The 14,857-nt window shown below is 71.1% G+C and carries 15 protein-coding genes; 6 read left to right on the top strand and 9 right to left on the bottom strand.

Annotated features, from left to right (window positions below; all coding sequences use genetic code 11):
• Positions 1 to 12: 12 nt before the first annotated feature.
• Positions 13 to 873 carry an SAM-dependent methyltransferase gene (locus tag BLR04_RS19270; RefSeq protein WP_090766899.1) on the bottom strand — a complete coding sequence of 287 codons (861 nt, stop codon included), beginning with the start codon at positions 871 to 873 and terminating at the stop codon, positions 13 to 15.
• Positions 874 to 1,029: 156 nt separating this feature from the next.
• Here BLR04_RS19270 and BLR04_RS19265 point away from each other — a divergent pair, with 156 nt between their 5' ends.
• Positions 1,030 to 1,677, top strand: coding sequence for a LysE family translocator (locus BLR04_RS19265; protein ID WP_090766896.1), 648 nt, complete (start codon positions 1,030 to 1,032; stop codon positions 1,675 to 1,677).
• Positions 1,678 to 1,760: 83 nt separating this feature from the next.
• Here the strand turns inward: BLR04_RS19265 and BLR04_RS19260 are convergent, their stop codons facing one another.
• The 4 genes from BLR04_RS19260 to BLR04_RS19245 all read right to left on the bottom strand — a co-directional run bounded on the left by BLR04_RS19260 (position 1,761) and on the right by BLR04_RS19245 (position 6,538).
• A complete protein-coding gene (locus BLR04_RS19260; protein WP_090766893.1) occupies positions 1,761 to 2,756 on the bottom strand; it encodes a BtrH N-terminal domain-containing protein in 996 nt (331 codons plus the stop codon).
• A gap of 10 nt (positions 2,757 to 2,766) precedes the next feature.
• On the bottom strand, positions 2,767 to 3,021 hold the full coding sequence (locus tag BLR04_RS19255) for a helix-turn-helix domain-containing protein (protein WP_090766890.1): 255 nt from the start codon (positions 3,019 to 3,021) through the stop codon (positions 2,767 to 2,769).
• Between the two features lie 398 nt (positions 3,022 to 3,419).
• Positions 3,420 to 5,780 (bottom strand): ATP-binding protein, encoded by a 2,361-nt coding sequence (locus tag BLR04_RS19250; protein WP_245740339.1) that lies wholly within the window; start codon positions 5,778 to 5,780, stop codon positions 3,420 to 3,422.
• A 209-nt stretch (positions 5,781 to 5,989) separates the two neighbouring features.
• The gene (locus BLR04_RS19245; protein WP_143022106.1) at positions 5,990 to 6,538 is read right to left on the bottom strand and encodes an ATP-binding protein; all 549 of its coding nucleotides are present in this window, start codon (positions 6,536 to 6,538) and stop codon (positions 5,990 to 5,992) included.
• Positions 6,539 to 6,700: 162 nt separating this feature from the next.
• Here BLR04_RS19245 and BLR04_RS19240 point away from each other — a divergent pair, with 162 nt between their 5' ends.
• Positions 6,701 to 7,462 carry a MerR family transcriptional regulator gene (locus tag BLR04_RS19240; RefSeq protein WP_090766885.1) on the top strand — a complete coding sequence of 254 codons (762 nt, stop codon included), beginning with the start codon at positions 6,701 to 6,703 and terminating at the stop codon, positions 7,460 to 7,462.
• A 28-nt stretch (positions 7,463 to 7,490) separates the two neighbouring features.
• On the opposite strand, the gene BLR04_RS19235 is transcribed toward BLR04_RS19240, so the two are convergent.
• The gene (locus tag BLR04_RS19235; protein ID WP_090766882.1) at positions 7,491 to 7,949 is read right to left on the bottom strand and encodes a MarR family winged helix-turn-helix transcriptional regulator; all 459 of its coding nucleotides are present in this window, start codon (positions 7,947 to 7,949) and stop codon (positions 7,491 to 7,493) included.
• Positions 7,950 to 8,491: 542 nt separating this feature from the next.
• Between BLR04_RS19235 and BLR04_RS19230 the strand changes: the two genes are divergently transcribed.
• The 3 genes from BLR04_RS19230 to BLR04_RS19220 are packed head-to-tail and all read left to right on the top strand — an operon-like array spanning position 8,492 to position 11,054.
• The gene (locus tag BLR04_RS19230; RefSeq protein WP_090766879.1) at positions 8,492 to 9,250 is read left to right on the top strand and encodes an ABC transporter ATP-binding protein; all 759 of its coding nucleotides are present in this window, start codon (positions 8,492 to 8,494) and stop codon (positions 9,248 to 9,250) included.
• The gene (locus tag BLR04_RS19225) at positions 9,247 to 10,053 is read left to right on the top strand and encodes an ABC transporter permease (RefSeq protein WP_090766876.1); all 807 of its coding nucleotides are present in this window, start codon (positions 9,247 to 9,249) and stop codon (positions 10,051 to 10,053) included. The genes BLR04_RS19230 and BLR04_RS19225 overlap by 4 nt, the downstream gene beginning before the upstream one ends.
• A complete protein-coding gene (locus BLR04_RS19220) occupies positions 10,050 to 11,054 on the top strand; it encodes an ABC transporter substrate-binding protein (protein WP_090766873.1) in 1,005 nt (334 codons plus the stop codon). The genes BLR04_RS19225 and BLR04_RS19220 overlap by 4 nt, the downstream gene beginning before the upstream one ends.
• 111 nt (positions 11,055 to 11,165) lie before the next feature.
• Here the strand turns inward: BLR04_RS19220 and BLR04_RS19215 are convergent, their stop codons facing one another.
• From BLR04_RS19215 to purB, 3 genes are all read right to left on the bottom strand, one after another.
• A complete protein-coding gene (locus BLR04_RS19215; protein WP_090766870.1) occupies positions 11,166 to 12,200 on the bottom strand; it encodes a DUF4037 domain-containing protein in 1,035 nt (344 codons plus the stop codon).
• Positions 12,201 to 12,342: 142 nt separating this feature from the next.
• Positions 12,343 to 13,077, bottom strand: coding sequence for a GNAT family N-acetyltransferase (locus BLR04_RS19210; protein ID WP_090766866.1), 735 nt, complete (start codon positions 13,075 to 13,077; stop codon positions 12,343 to 12,345).
• Positions 13,074 to 14,504: an adenylosuccinate lyase gene (gene purB / locus BLR04_RS19205; RefSeq protein WP_090766863.1), complete on the bottom strand. Its 1,431-nt coding sequence runs from the start codon at positions 14,502 to 14,504 to the stop codon at positions 13,074 to 13,076. Before purB ends, BLR04_RS19210 begins: the two co-directional genes overlap by 4 nt.
• Before the next feature lie 121 nt (positions 14,505 to 14,625).
• Between purB and BLR04_RS19200 the strand changes: the two genes are divergently transcribed.
• Positions 14,626 to 14,820 (top strand): DUF4236 domain-containing protein, encoded by a 195-nt coding sequence (locus tag BLR04_RS19200; RefSeq protein WP_245740338.1) that lies wholly within the window; start codon positions 14,626 to 14,628, stop codon positions 14,818 to 14,820.
• Positions 14,821 to 14,857: the final 37 nt, after the last annotated feature.

The following is a 14,857-nucleotide window of genomic DNA, read 5'->3' as shown; positions in this document are numbered from 1 at the left end:
CGGGCCGGCCCGTCAGTGTGCCGGGCGTACCGCCGAGACCAGGCCGCCGGGGCCCTCGTCCCGCTGGGGCGGGGTGGACAGCGGGCGACCGTAGACTTCGGCGCGTTCACGCAGGGTGAAGGTCTCCGCCTCCCAGCCCAGGCCGGCCAGCCAGGCGACCGGGTCCTCCGGCATCTCCCACACCCACATCGACGCGGCCGAACCCGCGGCCGCGTCGTCGCGGAAACGTTCGACCACACCGCGCGAGCCCAGCGTCAGGCCCATCCTGCTGCCCGGGACGGACAGGGCTCCGACCCGGTCGAGCAGCGACCGCACCGCGTCCTCGGGCAGATAGATCAGCAGGCCCTCGGCGATCCACACCGTCGGCCGCGCCGCATCGTGCCCGGCCGCGGCCAGCGCGCCCGGCCAGTCGTCGCGCAGGTCGACCGGGACGACGATCCGCTCGCAACGCGGAACGGCTCGCTCCTGGCGCAGCACTGACGCCTTGAACTCCAGCGGTTCAGCCGTGTCGACCTCGAACAACCGCGTCCCCGCCGGCCAGTCCATCCGGAAAGCCCTGCTGTCCATCCCGGCCCCGAGCAGCACCACCTGCCGGACCCCGGACGCGACCGCCCGCTCCAGCAGGTCGTCCAGGAACTTCGTCCGGATGACGATCGAGAACGCCACCCCGAGCCAGCGGCGCCGCGACGCCTCGTCCGCGCGCGCAGGCGGCGCCGCCCCGGGGTCTCGCCCGCCGGCCGTGGCGAACGCCTGCGCCAGCGGGTCGCGGAACAGCGGCCGCTCGCCTGCCGTCTCCATCGCCCGCACCCGGGCCACCCCCACCGCTGTGGCCCACACCCCGGAAGGCCCGGCCTGTCCCACCGCATCAGTCATGCGGGCAGCCTAGCCAGCCCGCCACGACGCCCCGGCGCGCGAGACCACGCCACAGCCCGCCGAGCGGACGCGCCGAGGACGGGTGCGGGGTTGCCCTCGCCCGCACCGGCGAAAACGCGTTGATCCGATGCAACCCGCATCACCATGATGAGCCTCATGGACCTCGTCTCCTCCCTGCCCGCCTTCGCCCTCGCCGTGGTGCTGATCTCCGCATCACCGGGCCCGGCGATGGCGCTGATCCTGCGCCGCGCGGCCCTGCACGGCTTCCGCGGCGCGGTGCCCACGGTGCTGGGCCTGGAGGCGGGCCTGTACGTGTGGGCGTTGCTCGCCGCCGCCGGGCTCGCCGCCCTGGTGGCCGCCTCGGAGGTCGCCTACCTGGTGCTGCGCGTGGTAGGCGAGGGCTTCCTGCTGTACCTCGGAATCAAGGCCTGGCGCTCGGCCTGGCGCAGCCGCACCACGGGCGAAGCCGCCCAAGAGGTGGCGACGGAGTCCGGCTCGACGCTGTCGTGGTGGCGGGCGTTCGGCGAGGGAGCGGTGGTGATGCTCGCGAACCCGAAGGCCGCCGCCTTCATGATCGCGTTCTATCCGCAGTTCGTGCCGGCCGACCGGCCGCTGTTCGCCACCACCGCGCTGCTCGCGGTGCTCCAGGTGGCCATCGAGACCGTCCTGTACCTCGCGCTGGCGGCCGCGGTCGGCCGGGCCGGCGCGTGGTTCCGCCGCCCGGCGATCCGGCGGCGGCTCGACGCGGTCAGCGGCACGGTCCTCGTCACCCTGGGCCTGCGCCTGGCAGCCGAGAGCCGCTGACGACGCGCGGCGTGACGGCGGCCCGGCGCGATTCGATCGCGCCGGGCCGCCGTCGTGTCAGCGCGGAATGTCAGCGCGGAATGTCAGCGCGCCAGCTCCAGCCGGCGCAGCACCTGCATCGCCTCGTGCTCGATGCGCGACACCTCCCGCAGGACCGCTCCCGCCTCGGACAGGTACGCCGGATCCCCGCTCTCACCCGCCTTGGCGATCAGCCTCGCCACGTCCGTCCACAACCCGGCCGCCTCCCCGTACAGGCGATGCCCGGTACGCAGGTCGCCGTCGTCGATCAGTTCCGCGCACTCGCCGAGGAAATCCCGGTACAGGGCGCGGAACAGCCCGCCGCCGGTGCCGCCGTGCTCCATGAGCAGCGCCGCCTGCCGCAGGTCACGCTCCGGGTCACCGGCGCGCTCCCACCACGCGGGCACCCGGGCGGCGGCCTTGGCGATCCCGCGATACCCCGCATTCGCGATGGGCGCGGCCAGGAACGCCTCCGCGCAGGCGTGGATAGCCGGAACGAGCTGGTCGCGCCAGGGACGCGGCCGGTCCGGCACGGCGATCGTGAACGACCGGTTCCTTGCCGTCATCGGGCCGCGCTGCGACCTCGCCGCCGCCAGGCTCGCCAGGCTCGTGCGCACCGCCCCTCCCTGCGGGCCGGTGTCCACCAGGTACGCCTCCTGCTCGTCGTAGCCGTACAGGGCCACGACGTGCCCGCCGAAATGCACCGCCGAGCGGAAGTACTCCAGGTGGTAGCAGTCGAGCTGCAACCCCACCGGACGTCCCGCGTCGATGTGGGCGCGCACGCTCTCCCACGCCTTGCGCGGCGACGTGGTCTCCTGCACCTGCAGGTCAAGGCCGAGCCTGGCGGTGAGGTTCCTGGTCAGTTCGAACGGCTTGACCCGGCCGCCCAGGAACGGGAAGTCGAGGTTCTTGCCGTCCCAGTAGATGAACGACAGGCCCGCGCCCAGCCCGAACAGCAGCGGCTCGGACAGGTCGAGACCCTCATGCCGCAGCAGCACGCCCAGCGCCGTGGTCTCGCAGTGCTGCGTCCCGCGATCGTGGACACCGCCGACGACGATCATGGGGCGCCGGTCAGGGAGTGCGGGCCGGCGTCGTGAGGTGCACGAGCCGCTCGAGGGACACCTCGAGCACGTCAGCCAGCGCCACGATCGTGAAGAACGCGGGCGTCGCGATCCGGCCCGTCTCGATCTTCCTGAGCGTCTCGGCCGACATACCCGCCGCCGCGGCGACCTCGACGATGCTCCGCTCACCGCGCGCCTCGCGCAGCACCGAACCGAGCCGCTCGCCGCGCAGGCGCTCTTCAGGAGTCAACGGAGGACGAACCATGCCCGCCACCCTACACCTGCGCGAATAGAAATACCGCCGGGCAGAACGGCAAGCGCCGCGCCGACAGGTACCGACACGGGGATTTCTCCCCGTCCAGCGACGAGCCGCGGCGGAGCATCCTGGAGCCGTACCCCCGACCACGGGGGCACCCACCATGAGCGACGGATTCCCACGCCGCGAGGCCCGCGGCGCCGCACGCGCACGACGGCGAGCACGACCCGCCGCCCGCCGCACGCGCGTGCCGCCAGGAAGGCGAGAAGGTGGCGTGACTGGAACCGCCACCCCCGCCCCCTGAGAGGGAACCGTCAACGGCGGCCGGCACCGGTGCTCACCCATCGCCCAAGACCGGTCCCGGCCGCCTCTCCCCCCGCGACGACCTGGCCAGCGACGACCCGACCTCAGGAGACAGCCCCGCCGGCCCGCCTCTCCTCCACCGCATCCCCGGAATCCCCGGAATCCCCGGAATCGGGTCCAGCCCCCGCACGGCCCTGCTCACCCACCCAGACCGCGATCTGCGCCCGCGAGGTGAACCCCAGCTTCGTCAGAATGTGCTCGATGTGCCCCTCCGCGGTCCGCTGCGCGATCACCAGCGACGCCGCGATCTCCTTGTTCGTCATCCCCTGCGCCACCAGCCGCGCGATCTGCGCCTCACGCCGCGTCAACGGCCCCGCACCCGAATCCGCCGCCCCGCCGCGCGGCGCCGCCCGGCCCTCCCGCAACGCGTACGCCACCGCCTCACCGCGCTCCATCCCCGCACCGCGCCGCAACGCCGCCTCGTACGCCGCGCAACCCAGCGCCTCACGCGCCCGCCGCACACACGCGTCGTGGTACTCGGCCAGATGCCCGTACCCGCTCAACGGCGCACCGACCATCCCCCACACACCCGTCACCACGCCGAGCAGCCGCGCCGCCCGCTGGTACTGCCGGCGCGAACCCGCGATCCACGCCAGCACCTCGATCGTGATCGCCTCACCCAGCACATCGCCCAGCGACCGGTTGACGTCGAGACTGCGCCGCTCCAGCTCCGTGGCCCGCTCCAGATCGCCCTGCCGCCACAGCTCGATGCCCAGCACCATCATCGTGTACGACCGATGCCAGCGATCCTGGCCCGCCTCGCACAGCGCCAACCCCTCCTCGGCCGCCGCCACCGCCTGCTCGGCCTCACCCTGGTTGGAATGCGCCAGCGCCAGCCGCAGCAACCCCAACGCCAGCGGCACCGGATCACCCATCGACCGGAACCGGGGCAACGCCTGCCGATAACGCGCGATCGCCTCCCCCGAACGGCCGTCCCACATCGCGACCATGCCGCTGTACATCCGCATGTACGCCAGCAGCGGCTCGTCCTCCAGCCGCTCCGCCAGCCGATGCCCCTCCTCCAGCAGCGCGTACGCCGCCTGCACGTCACCCTGCAGCAACGCCAGCCACGTCGCCGCCCACAACGCCCGGCCACGGTCGGCCGGCTGCCCCGCCTGGCTCTCCAGCGCGCGACCCAGCCAGTAACGGCCCTCGGCCAGGTAATAACTGGTGATCCAGTGATACAGCAGGTCCGTCGCCAGCAGCACACCGTCGCGGCCCTGGCCCGCAGTCGTGAACGACCACTCCAGCGCCGCACGCAAATTCGTGTGCTCGCCCTGCAACCGCCGGAACCACACCAGCTGCTCCGGCCCGAACATGTTCGCGCGCGCCCGCGCAGCCAGCCGCCGGTAGTAGCCGCCGTGCCGCGCCCGCAACGCCTCCCGGCCGCGATCCGACTCCACGCGCTCCCAGCCGAACGCGCGCACCGTGTCCAGCATCCGATAACGGACCACGCCCTCGCACAGGTCCTCGCGCATCAGCACGGACTTGTCCACCAGGCCGATCACCAGGTCGATGACCTCCTCGCGGGCGATCCCGTCGCCGCAGCACACCGCCTCGGCGGCCTCCAGATCCAGACAACCGGCGAACACCGACGCCCGCTGCCACAACAACCGCTCCTTGTCCGAACACAGCGCGTAACTCCAGTCGATCAACGCCTGCAACGTACGATGCCGGGGCAGCACAGCCTTCGACCCGCCGTTCAACAAACGAAAACGATCATCGAGGCGGTCGAGCAGCTGCCGCGGCGACAAAGCCCGCAACCGCACCGCCGCCAGCTCGATCGCCAGCGGCAACCCGTCGAGGCGGCGCACGATCCCGCACACCACCTCCCCGTTGCCGTCCGTCACCGCGAACGACGGAATCACCGCCCGCGCCCGCTCGGTGAACAGCCGCACCGCCTCGGCCTGCGTCAGCTCCTTCACCGACCGGATCCCGTCCTGCTGACACGGCAACGACAACGGCGGCACCGCCACCGTCTGCTCACCGGGAATGGCGAGCGGCTGCCGGCTCGTCGCCAGCACCCGCACCTCGGGCGCCGAACGCAGCACCGTCTCCACCAGCACCGCGCAACTGTCCAGCACGTGCTCGCAGTTGTCCAGAATGATCAGCGCCTGCTTGCCGCGCAACCGCTCCGCCAGCGCCGCCGGACGCGAGGCCGTGCAGTCGTCACGGATCTCCAGCGCCTCGGCCACCGCGGGCACCAGCGACGAAGGACACGTCAGCGCCGCCAGCTCCACCAGCCACACCCCGTCGCGGAAGGCGCGCCGCACCTCCTGCCCCACCCGCAGCGCCAGCCGGGTCTTGCCCACCCCGCCCGTGCCGGTCAACGTCACCATCCTGGAGGCGGACAGCAACTGCCGGACCTCGGCCACCTCGTGCCGACGCCCGACAAAACTCGTCACCTCAGCCGGGAGTTTGCCGTCGTTGCGGCCCCGCGAGGTCTGCTTCGAAGCTGCCATCATCCTCGGGCCGACGCGGCCGGCGGCTCACCCAACGGACGCCGGTTCCCCGTCGTGACCCCCACAGTACGTGCAGGTCAGGACCGTGAGGGTCGCACGTCAAACAGCCGCGCCCGATTTGACCCAGTCATGAGACGGCAGCGGACGAAGCATTACCCGAGCGTGATCACCTCCCGGCCAGGACCGGTCGCGCACGGCAGCTCCAGCTCGAACCACACGACCTTGCCCCACCGCGTACGCGCGCTGCCCCACGCCTGCGACAACTCCTCCACCAACGCCAGACCCCGCCAGCCCTCGTCGTCGTCGGACGCCGCGTGCAGCACCGGCAACTGCTGCGAACCGTCACCCACCTCGCAGCGCAACACCCCGTCGACCACCCACAGCGTCAGCAGCACCAGCCCGGCCGCGTGCCGCACCGCGTTCGTCACCAGCTCACTGGCCAGCAACTCGGCCACGTCACACGCATGACCCATGTTCCACAGCAGCAACTGACCGCGCACCAGATGGCGCGCCCACGTCACCGACACCGGCCACGACGGCAGCGTCCAGGTCGCCCTGACCATACTGCTGCCGACCAGACCATTACCGGCCAGGATCGCGGTCACCTCATCGGCCACGCGGGCACCGTCGGGAGCTCTCCACCCGCGCAGCCGCTCCACCTCCCCACCGTCACCGGCCGGGCAGACAGCATCACGTGACATGCGGGTCCTCCTCGCTGCCGCTCGGCACATACCGCTTCACGGTGACAGAGTGCCCCACCCCCACCCCCCGTAAGAGGCCATAAATCCCCGTACAGGTACCTATTTCAACCAGGTGGACGGCCCACTTGACCCTCACCCCACGTCACACGACAAGCTGACCCCATGAGCCTCTCCGTCGGACAAGTCGCCCGGCTCGCCGGCACCACCGTCCGCACCCTGCACCACTACGACGAGATCGGCCTGCTCACCCCCAGCCGCCGCACCCCCGCCGGCTACCGCCGCTACACCGACCACGACCTCATCCGCCTGCAGCACATCCTGCTCTACCGCGAACTCGGCTTCCCCCTCGACGAGATCGCCGCCATCCTCGACCAAGGCGCCGCCGACGAACTCACCCACCTACGCCGCCAGCACGAACTCCTCACCCGCCAAGCCCAACACCTCCACCACGTCATCGCCGCCGTCGAACGCGCCATCCAAGCCCGCACCGACGGCATCACCCTCACCCCCGCCGAACGCTTCGAACTCTTCGGCGACTTCCACCCCGAAGACCACGAACCCGAAGTCGAACGCCGCTGGGGACACACCTCCGCCTACGCAGAAAGCCGCCGCCGCGTCGCCACCTACACCGTGGCCGACTGGAAACAGATCGCCACCGAAGCCGCCACCCTCAACGACGACCTCGCCGCCGCCTGCCGAGCAGCACTCCCCCCGGACGGCGACCACGCCATGAACCTCGCCGAACGCCACCGCGGCCACATCACCCGCTGGTTCTACACCTGCGACCACGACATGCACCGCCGCCTGGCCCGCACGTACGTCGACGACCCCCGCTTCACCGCCGCCCTCGACGCCGTCACCCCCGGCCTGGCCACCTACCTCAGCCACGCCATCCACGCCAACGCCGACCGCCACAGCGCCTGACCCGCCCCTGACCCGCGCCAGAGCCGCCTCACGAGCCCGCCGCCAGCTCCTCCCAATGCGCGGCCAACGCCGACAGCAACCCCACCAGCTCCGCCCGCCGCTCCGGCGGATACGGCTCCAGCAGCAGATCATCCAGCGCACGCACCCGGCGCTCGGCAGCCGCCAGCACCTCCGCGCCCCGCTCCGTCAGATACAGCAGCTTGCGACGCGCATCAGCAGCCGACGCCACCCGCGCGACCAAACCCTGATCCTCCAGGCGCCGCGCGACATCGGTCATCGTCGAACTGTCCAGCGCCACCGCCGAAGCCAGCGAACGCTGATCACTGCCCGGACGAGCCTGCACCGCCGTCAGCAACGCGAACTGCGGACCCGTCAGCGTCGCATCGACCCTGCGCCCCCAGATCGCGAGATACGCCTGATACAGACGCCGCACCTGATAACCCGGCGCGGCCAGCAACTCCGGCGGAACCGGCGGCCCAGCATCCATGCCGGCCACCTCAACCGGAGGGCACGGCACGTACGGCGGCAACGAACAGCACAGGCGTCTCCAACAGGCGCGCGGGACCATCAACGATGAGGAGGGAACGGCCTATCGAGCCCCGCGGGAATTAATCCGAACACGTATTAATTCACACCGCAAGAGGTCGAAACCGTACCGAAACCTCCACAACACTCCGGAGCAGCCCCGCAACCACCCCACCTGTGGCCTATCTCACTCCCGCCACCCACCACCGGTGAACCCCGCCACCAAGCCAACTTGACAGCATCTCCGGCTGACGCCCAAGATGCCTCCCATCGATGAGGGAACGCCGTCGAGACCACGCTGAACGTCCACACACGCCAACACCCACGCGTGACACCACCCCCCCCCGGACGCCCAGCCCCCCGCGCACCGCGCGACCACCCGTCCCGCGGCGACGACCCACCCGACAAACCAGCAAACGCGATCGGGCACGCCACGACACCACCCGATCGACCACACGGAGCACCCTCATGAGCGCACCCGCCCCGCCTGGAGAACCCCCCGTCATGACCGACACCAAACTCACCATCGACGGCGCCGGTGTCACCTACGGCCACACCGTGGCCCTGGCGGAAACCCACCTCGACGTCAAAGACGGCGAATTCATCACCCTCGTCGGCCCCTCCGGCTGCGGCAAGACCACCCTCATGAACGTCATCGCCGGACTCCAAGCCCCCACCACCGGCCGCGTCATCATGGACGGCACCGACATCACCGGCAAACCCGGCCACGCCGGATACATGTTCCAAAAAGACCACCTGATCCCCTGGCGCACCGTCACCGGCAACATCGTCCTCGGCGCCGCCCTCACCGGCCGCGCCACCAAAGCCGACCGCGCAGCCGCCCGCGAACTCGCCACCCGCTACGGCCTCGGCGACTTCGTCGACCACTACCCCCACGCCCTCTCCGGCGGCATGCGCCAACGCGTCGCCCTCATGCGCACCCTCGCCTTCCACAAAGACGTCCTGCTCCTCGACGAACCCTTCGGCGCCCTCGACGCCCAAACCCGCCTCGACATGCAACAGTGGCTCCTCGACGTCTGGGCCGACTCAGGACGCACCATCCTGTTCATCACCCACGACGTCGACGAAGCCGTCTTCCTCGCCGACCGCGTCGTCGTCATGTCCCCCCGACCCGGACGCATCCAAGCCGTCCACCACGTACCCCTGCCACGACCACGCACCGTCGACACCCTCATGACCCCCGACTTCATGAACCTCAAGAGCCAGGTGCTGTCCGGCCTCTACCACAAGGACGACCAGTGAGAACCCTCCGCCTGGCCACACCCCTGCTCGCCGTCCTGCTCGTCCTCGCCATCTGGCAGCTCGCCGTCACCCTCCTGCACATCCCCCCGTACGTGCTGCCCAGCCCCGGCAAGACCTGGCAAGCCCTGCTCGACGACTGGCCCAACATCAGCACCCTCGCCGGCCACACCCTCTACGAGACCATCGTCGGCTTCCTCACCGGCACCGCCGTCGGCTTCCTCCTCGCCGTCACCATGGCCCACCTCAAGGCCACCCACCGCATCCTCTACCCCATCCTCATCGCCACCCAGGCCGTCCCCATCGTCGCCATCGCCGCACCCCTCGTCATCCTCCTCGGCTACGGCCTGGCCCCCAAACTCGTCATCGTCAGCCTCATCGTCTTCTTCCCCGTCGTCGTCAACGTCCTCGACGGCCTCGCCGGCATCGACACCGGCATGGTCAACCTCGCCCGCTCCATGGGCGCCGGCCCCGCCAAGATCTTCCTGCTCATCCGCCTGCCCGCCACCCTCACCCCCCTGTTCTCCGCACTCAAACTCGGCGCCGCCTACGCCGTCACCGGCGCCGTCATCGGAGAATGGACCGCCTCCATCACCCCCGGCCTCGGCAAGGACCTCCTCCTCAAGAACTCCCGACTCGACACCGCCGGCGTCTACGCCGACGTCCTCGTCCTCACCGCCATCGGACTCGGCGGCTTCCTCCTCATGACCCTCCTCGAACGCCTCGCCACCCCCTGGCGCACCCGCGGAACCGCCCGCCGACGACTCCGCCCCAGCACAACCTCCGACCCGAAAGACCCACGATGAGAACTCCCGCCCGATGGGCCGTCGCCACCCTGCTCCTCCCGCTCACCCTCACCGCCGCCTGCGGCACCGGCGACACCACCCAGACCGCCGACGGCCTCACCGAGGTCAAGGTCGCACCCAGCTGGATCGCCCCCGACATCACCTGGATCCCCTACACCGTCGGCATCACCAACGGCTTCTACAAGGACGCAGGACTGTCCGTCACCCTCGTCCCCCCACCCGACAACGCCTCCTCCGTCAAGATCGTCGCCACCCGGCAGGCCGACATCGCCGAGACCACCACCACCGACCAGATGTTCGCCGCCAAGGAGCAGCTCCCCGTCATCTCCATCGCGAACCTGTCACAGACCAACAACTGGGGCTTCTTCGCCCCCACCGGCAAGAAAATCACCGCCGCCCAGCTCAAGGGCCTGCGCGTCGGCGTCTTCGACGACGCATGGACCAAGGCCATGCTCGGCGTCGTCCTGAAGAAAGCCGGCCTGACCGACAACGACATCCAGCCCATCACCGCCACCGACGGCAACGTCCCGCTGCTCATCGCCGACAAGATCGACGTCGCCACCAACACCACGAACTTCGCCGCGCCCCAGTACGCCCAGCAGACCGGCAAACAGCCCGAGACGCTGCTCGCCACCGACGCCGGCGCACCCGACATCCCCATCTGGAACTACACCGCCAACAAGCAGTGGCTCCAGGAGAAGCCCGACCTCGCCCGCACCTGGCTGACCGCGACCGCCAAGGCCACCGAATGGGCGATCGAACACCCCGAAGAGGCCGTCAAGGCGTACCAGAGCTTCCACAAGCTCAAGCCCGCCGACTACGCCAACGACCTCGCGCAGTGGCAGGCCACCATCCCGCTCCTGAAAGGCTCCAAGGACGAGCTCTTCACCGCCACCGACGCCCAGTGGACCGAACTCGGCCAGGCGCTCAAGGACGCCGGCCAGCTCGACGAGGTCCTGCCGCCCGCCACGTACTACACCAACGAGTACATCACCAAGTAGCACAAGCAGGTCACGCACTGTGGGTCAGTGCGTGACCTGTTTGTCGCTGCTGAGTTTTCGGGGTCGGTACGGGCGCAGCGCACCAACCCGGCACCTTTACAAAGTAGATTTCTACAGGCCGAGCACGGCGGACGTCATCGCCCTGACCCGTGCGGGCACCATCAGCAGATCCGTCGAGTCCGCCAGCTGATCCGCGCACCCCACCAGCGGCAGCTCCCGCACCACCGGATCGTCCACCGCCGCCATCAGCGCCTCGGCGAACCGGTCGCCGCCGATCACCTGGAACGGCCGGTCGTGGAACCCCCGCACGCCCTCGTCGACCCACCCGGCCAGCCCCACCCGGTTCTGCACCGCCGCCAGCCGCCCGTAGGCCGTCACCAGGCCCGCCTCACGCTCCGGCCACGACCGTGCGACCACCGCCCGACGCAGGGCCTCCTCCAGCTCCGCCGCCCCCGGCAGCCGGGTCAGCGCGCTGCCCAGCCACTTGCCGTACGGCGGATAGCGCCGGCGCAGCAGCAGCGCCAGGCGCATCACCTCCCGCGCCAGCCGCGCCGCCAGCACGGCCGACCCGAGCTCGTCGCCCACCTCCGCGCAACGCCCAGCGAACGGCTCCTCCTGCGCCAGCCGCCGCCACTGGCAGGCCAGCACGTACCGCCACACGTCACGCGGATACCACTGCAACGCCGCCCGGACCTCGCCCAGGCTCTCACCCGGCAGGCCGTCGTGGAACACCTCGCCCTGGGTCACCTCGGCCAGCCGCTGCCACGGCGCCGCCAGCCAGTCGAGCAGGGACACCCCCGCCCGCGGGTCGAACCCGAGTTCGCCCACCAGCCACGAGCCCAGGTCCGTCACCGTCACGCCGGGCCGTACCCGCTCGTGGTAGGCGAAGACGGTCGGCAGGCCGCGGAAACGGTCCGGCAACCCGTCCGTCACCGCCGCCTCGACCTCCGCGACCCGTTCGGCCGCGACGAACACCAGCACCCGCGGGCCCCAGTCGTGGTCGGTGGAGCGCGGAGTGTCGAACGCCAGCACCTCCGACCCGGGCCCGATCAGCGCGGCGCTGTGCTGCACGCCCGACACCAGCGGCGCCACCACCTCACCGTAGAAGGCACGCGACAGCTCAATACCAGGCACAAAGTCGGACATCACGCCGACAACTCTGCACGAGCGGCCGCCGAACCTCACCAGGTTTTCCCGCGCCCCGAACCAGCCGCCGCCCCGGAGAGGGGTCGGGCCCTGATCGGACACCGGCCTGCGACCAGATGCCGGCACCCGATCAGGCACCCGATCAGGCGAGACCGGCCGCCATCACCGGCAGGCGGCGGTAGCCGATGCGTTCGTACACCGTCAGGGCCGCGGCGTTGGCGTCGTCCACCATCAGGGACGCCCGCCCGTACGCCGCCACCAGCTCGGCCGACACCCACCGGCAGACCCGCTCTGCCAGGCCCAGGCCGCGGTGTGTGGCCCGGGTCGCCACTCCGGCCAGCAGGCCGACCGTCGGCGCCGGCCACGCGTCCGCCGCGACCGCCACCAGCACCTCACCGTCGCGCAGCCCGGCCCACCGGCGCACGCCGGGCTCCCCCGGCCTCGCGTACGAGTCGGGCGCGTCCGCCGCCAACAACGCGGCGACCTCCGCCTCCGCGCCCTCCAGCCAGCCGACGCCGTCGTCGGGCGCCGCAGCCAGCGCACCGGCGGGCAGGCTCATCCAGGAGAACGTCCCGCTCGACAGGACGTCGCCGTCCAGCTTCGCGGTCACCTCCTGCATCAGCCCCCGCTCACCGAACGGCCGGAACCGCGGCCCCAGCTCCTGCCGCGCGTGCCGCACCAGGTCGACGGCGCAGGACGCGTCGCCCCACACCGCCATCCGGTCGTGGCGGGACACCTGCCGGGCGGCCGCCACGACCGCGTCGCCGAGCGCCCAGGCGCGCGCGCCGCCGGTCAGGCCCTGCGCCGTCCACATCACCAGGTCGTCGTCACCGCACGCCGCCCGCAGCTCGGCCTCGCCGCGCAGCTCACGAATCACAAGATCGCCCCGGGCCGGTACGCGGCCGCCTCGGGGTGCGCGGCCACGACGTCCTCGACCTGGCGCACGACCTCCTGCACCTGGTCGGCCGCCGCCCCGGTGAACGACACCCGGTCGGCCAGCAGCGCATCCAGGCGTTCGCGGTCGAGCGGGAAGCGCTGGTCAGCCGCCAGCAGGTCGAGCAGCTCGTTGGCCGCGCCGCGCGAGCGCATCGCCAGCGCCGCCGCGACCGCGTGCTCCTTGATCAGCTCGTGCGCCTGCTCGCGCCCGACGCCGGCCCGCACGGCCGCCATCAGCATCTTCGTGGTGCCAAGGAACGGCAGGTAGCGGTCGAGCTCGGTGGCGATCACCGCGGGGAAGGCGCCGAACTCGTCCAGCACCGTCAGCATCGTCTCCACCAGGCCGTCGAAGGCGAAGAACGCGTCCGGCAGCGCCACGCGGCGCACCACCGAGCACGACACGTCGCCCTCGTTCCACTGGTCGCCGGCCAGCTCGCCCACCATCGAGGCGTAACCGCGCAGCACCACGGCCAGGCCGTTGACGCGCTCGCAGGAACGGGTGTTCATCTTGTGCGGCATCGCAGAGGAGCCGACCTGGCCCTCCTTGAATCCCTCGGTGACCAGTTCGTGCCCGGCCATCAGCCGGATCGTCTTGGCCAGCGACGACGGCGCCGCGGCCAGCTGCACGAGCGCCGAGACCACCTCGAAGTCGAGCGAACGGGGGTAGACCTGACCGACGCTGGTGAGCCGGTGCTCGAACCCCAGGTGCGCGGCCACCCGTCCTTCCAGCTCGGCGAGCTTGCCGCGGTCGCCGCCCAGCAGGTCGAGCATGTCCTGGGCGGTGCCCACCGGGCCCTTGATGCCGCGCAGCGGGTAGCGGGCGATGAGCTCCTCCAGCCGCCGGTAGGCCACCAGCAGCTCGTCGGCCGCCGTGGCGAACCGCTTGCCGAGCGTCGTGGCCTGCGCCGCGACGTTGTGGGAACGTCCGGCCATCACCGTGGCCTCGTGCTCGGCGGCCAGGCGGGCCAGGCGGGCCAGCAGCGCCACCACCCGGTCGCGCACGAGCAGCAGGCTGTCGCGCAGCTGCAGCTGCTCGACGTTCTCCGTCAGGTCGCGCGAGGTCATGCCCTTGTGCACCTGCTCGTGCCCGGCCAGGGCGTTGAACTCCTCGATGCGGGCCTTGACGTCGTGCCGGGTGACCCGCTCACGGGCGGCGATGGAGTCGAGGTCGACCTGCTCGACCACCTTGTCGTAGTCGGCGATCGCGCCCTCGGGGACCTCGATCCCGAGCTCGGCCTGCGCCCTCAGCACCGCCAGCCACAGCCTCCGCTCGGCGACGATCTTGTACTCGGGCGACCACAGACGGGCCAGGTCCGGCGAGGCGTAGCGGCCGGCCAGGACATTCGGGATACGCGGCTTGGAAGTCACGTCCCACAAGTGTAGGGACCCGGCGAGGCCTGTCCGGACACACACCCCGCTTTACCCCAACATGACTTAACCCGATATATCGCGCCCTATTGGGGTAGCTGGAGGTTTCTCCCGTACATCCATGGAGGAATGCGATATGGGCTGGAGCTACCGCAAGTCGCTCAAATTCGGCCCCTTCCGGCTGAACCTGTCCCGCGGCGGCGTGGGACACAGCTGGGGCAACCGGCTGTTCCGCGTCACCCGCACGGCCGACGGCCGACGCACCATCTCAGTCAACCTGCCCGGCGGCTTCCACTGGCGCAAGACCCGCCGCTGACACCGCCGCTGACACCGCCGCACGGACATACGGCCGC

Source organism: Nonomuraea maritima (assembly GCF_900100395.1).
In the GTDB taxonomy this organism is placed as follows: domain Bacteria; phylum Actinomycetota; class Actinomycetes; order Streptosporangiales; family Streptosporangiaceae; genus Nonomuraea; species Nonomuraea maritima.
Note: the sequence above shows the minus strand (reverse complement) of the source record. Positions and strands in the feature narration are given on the sequence as shown.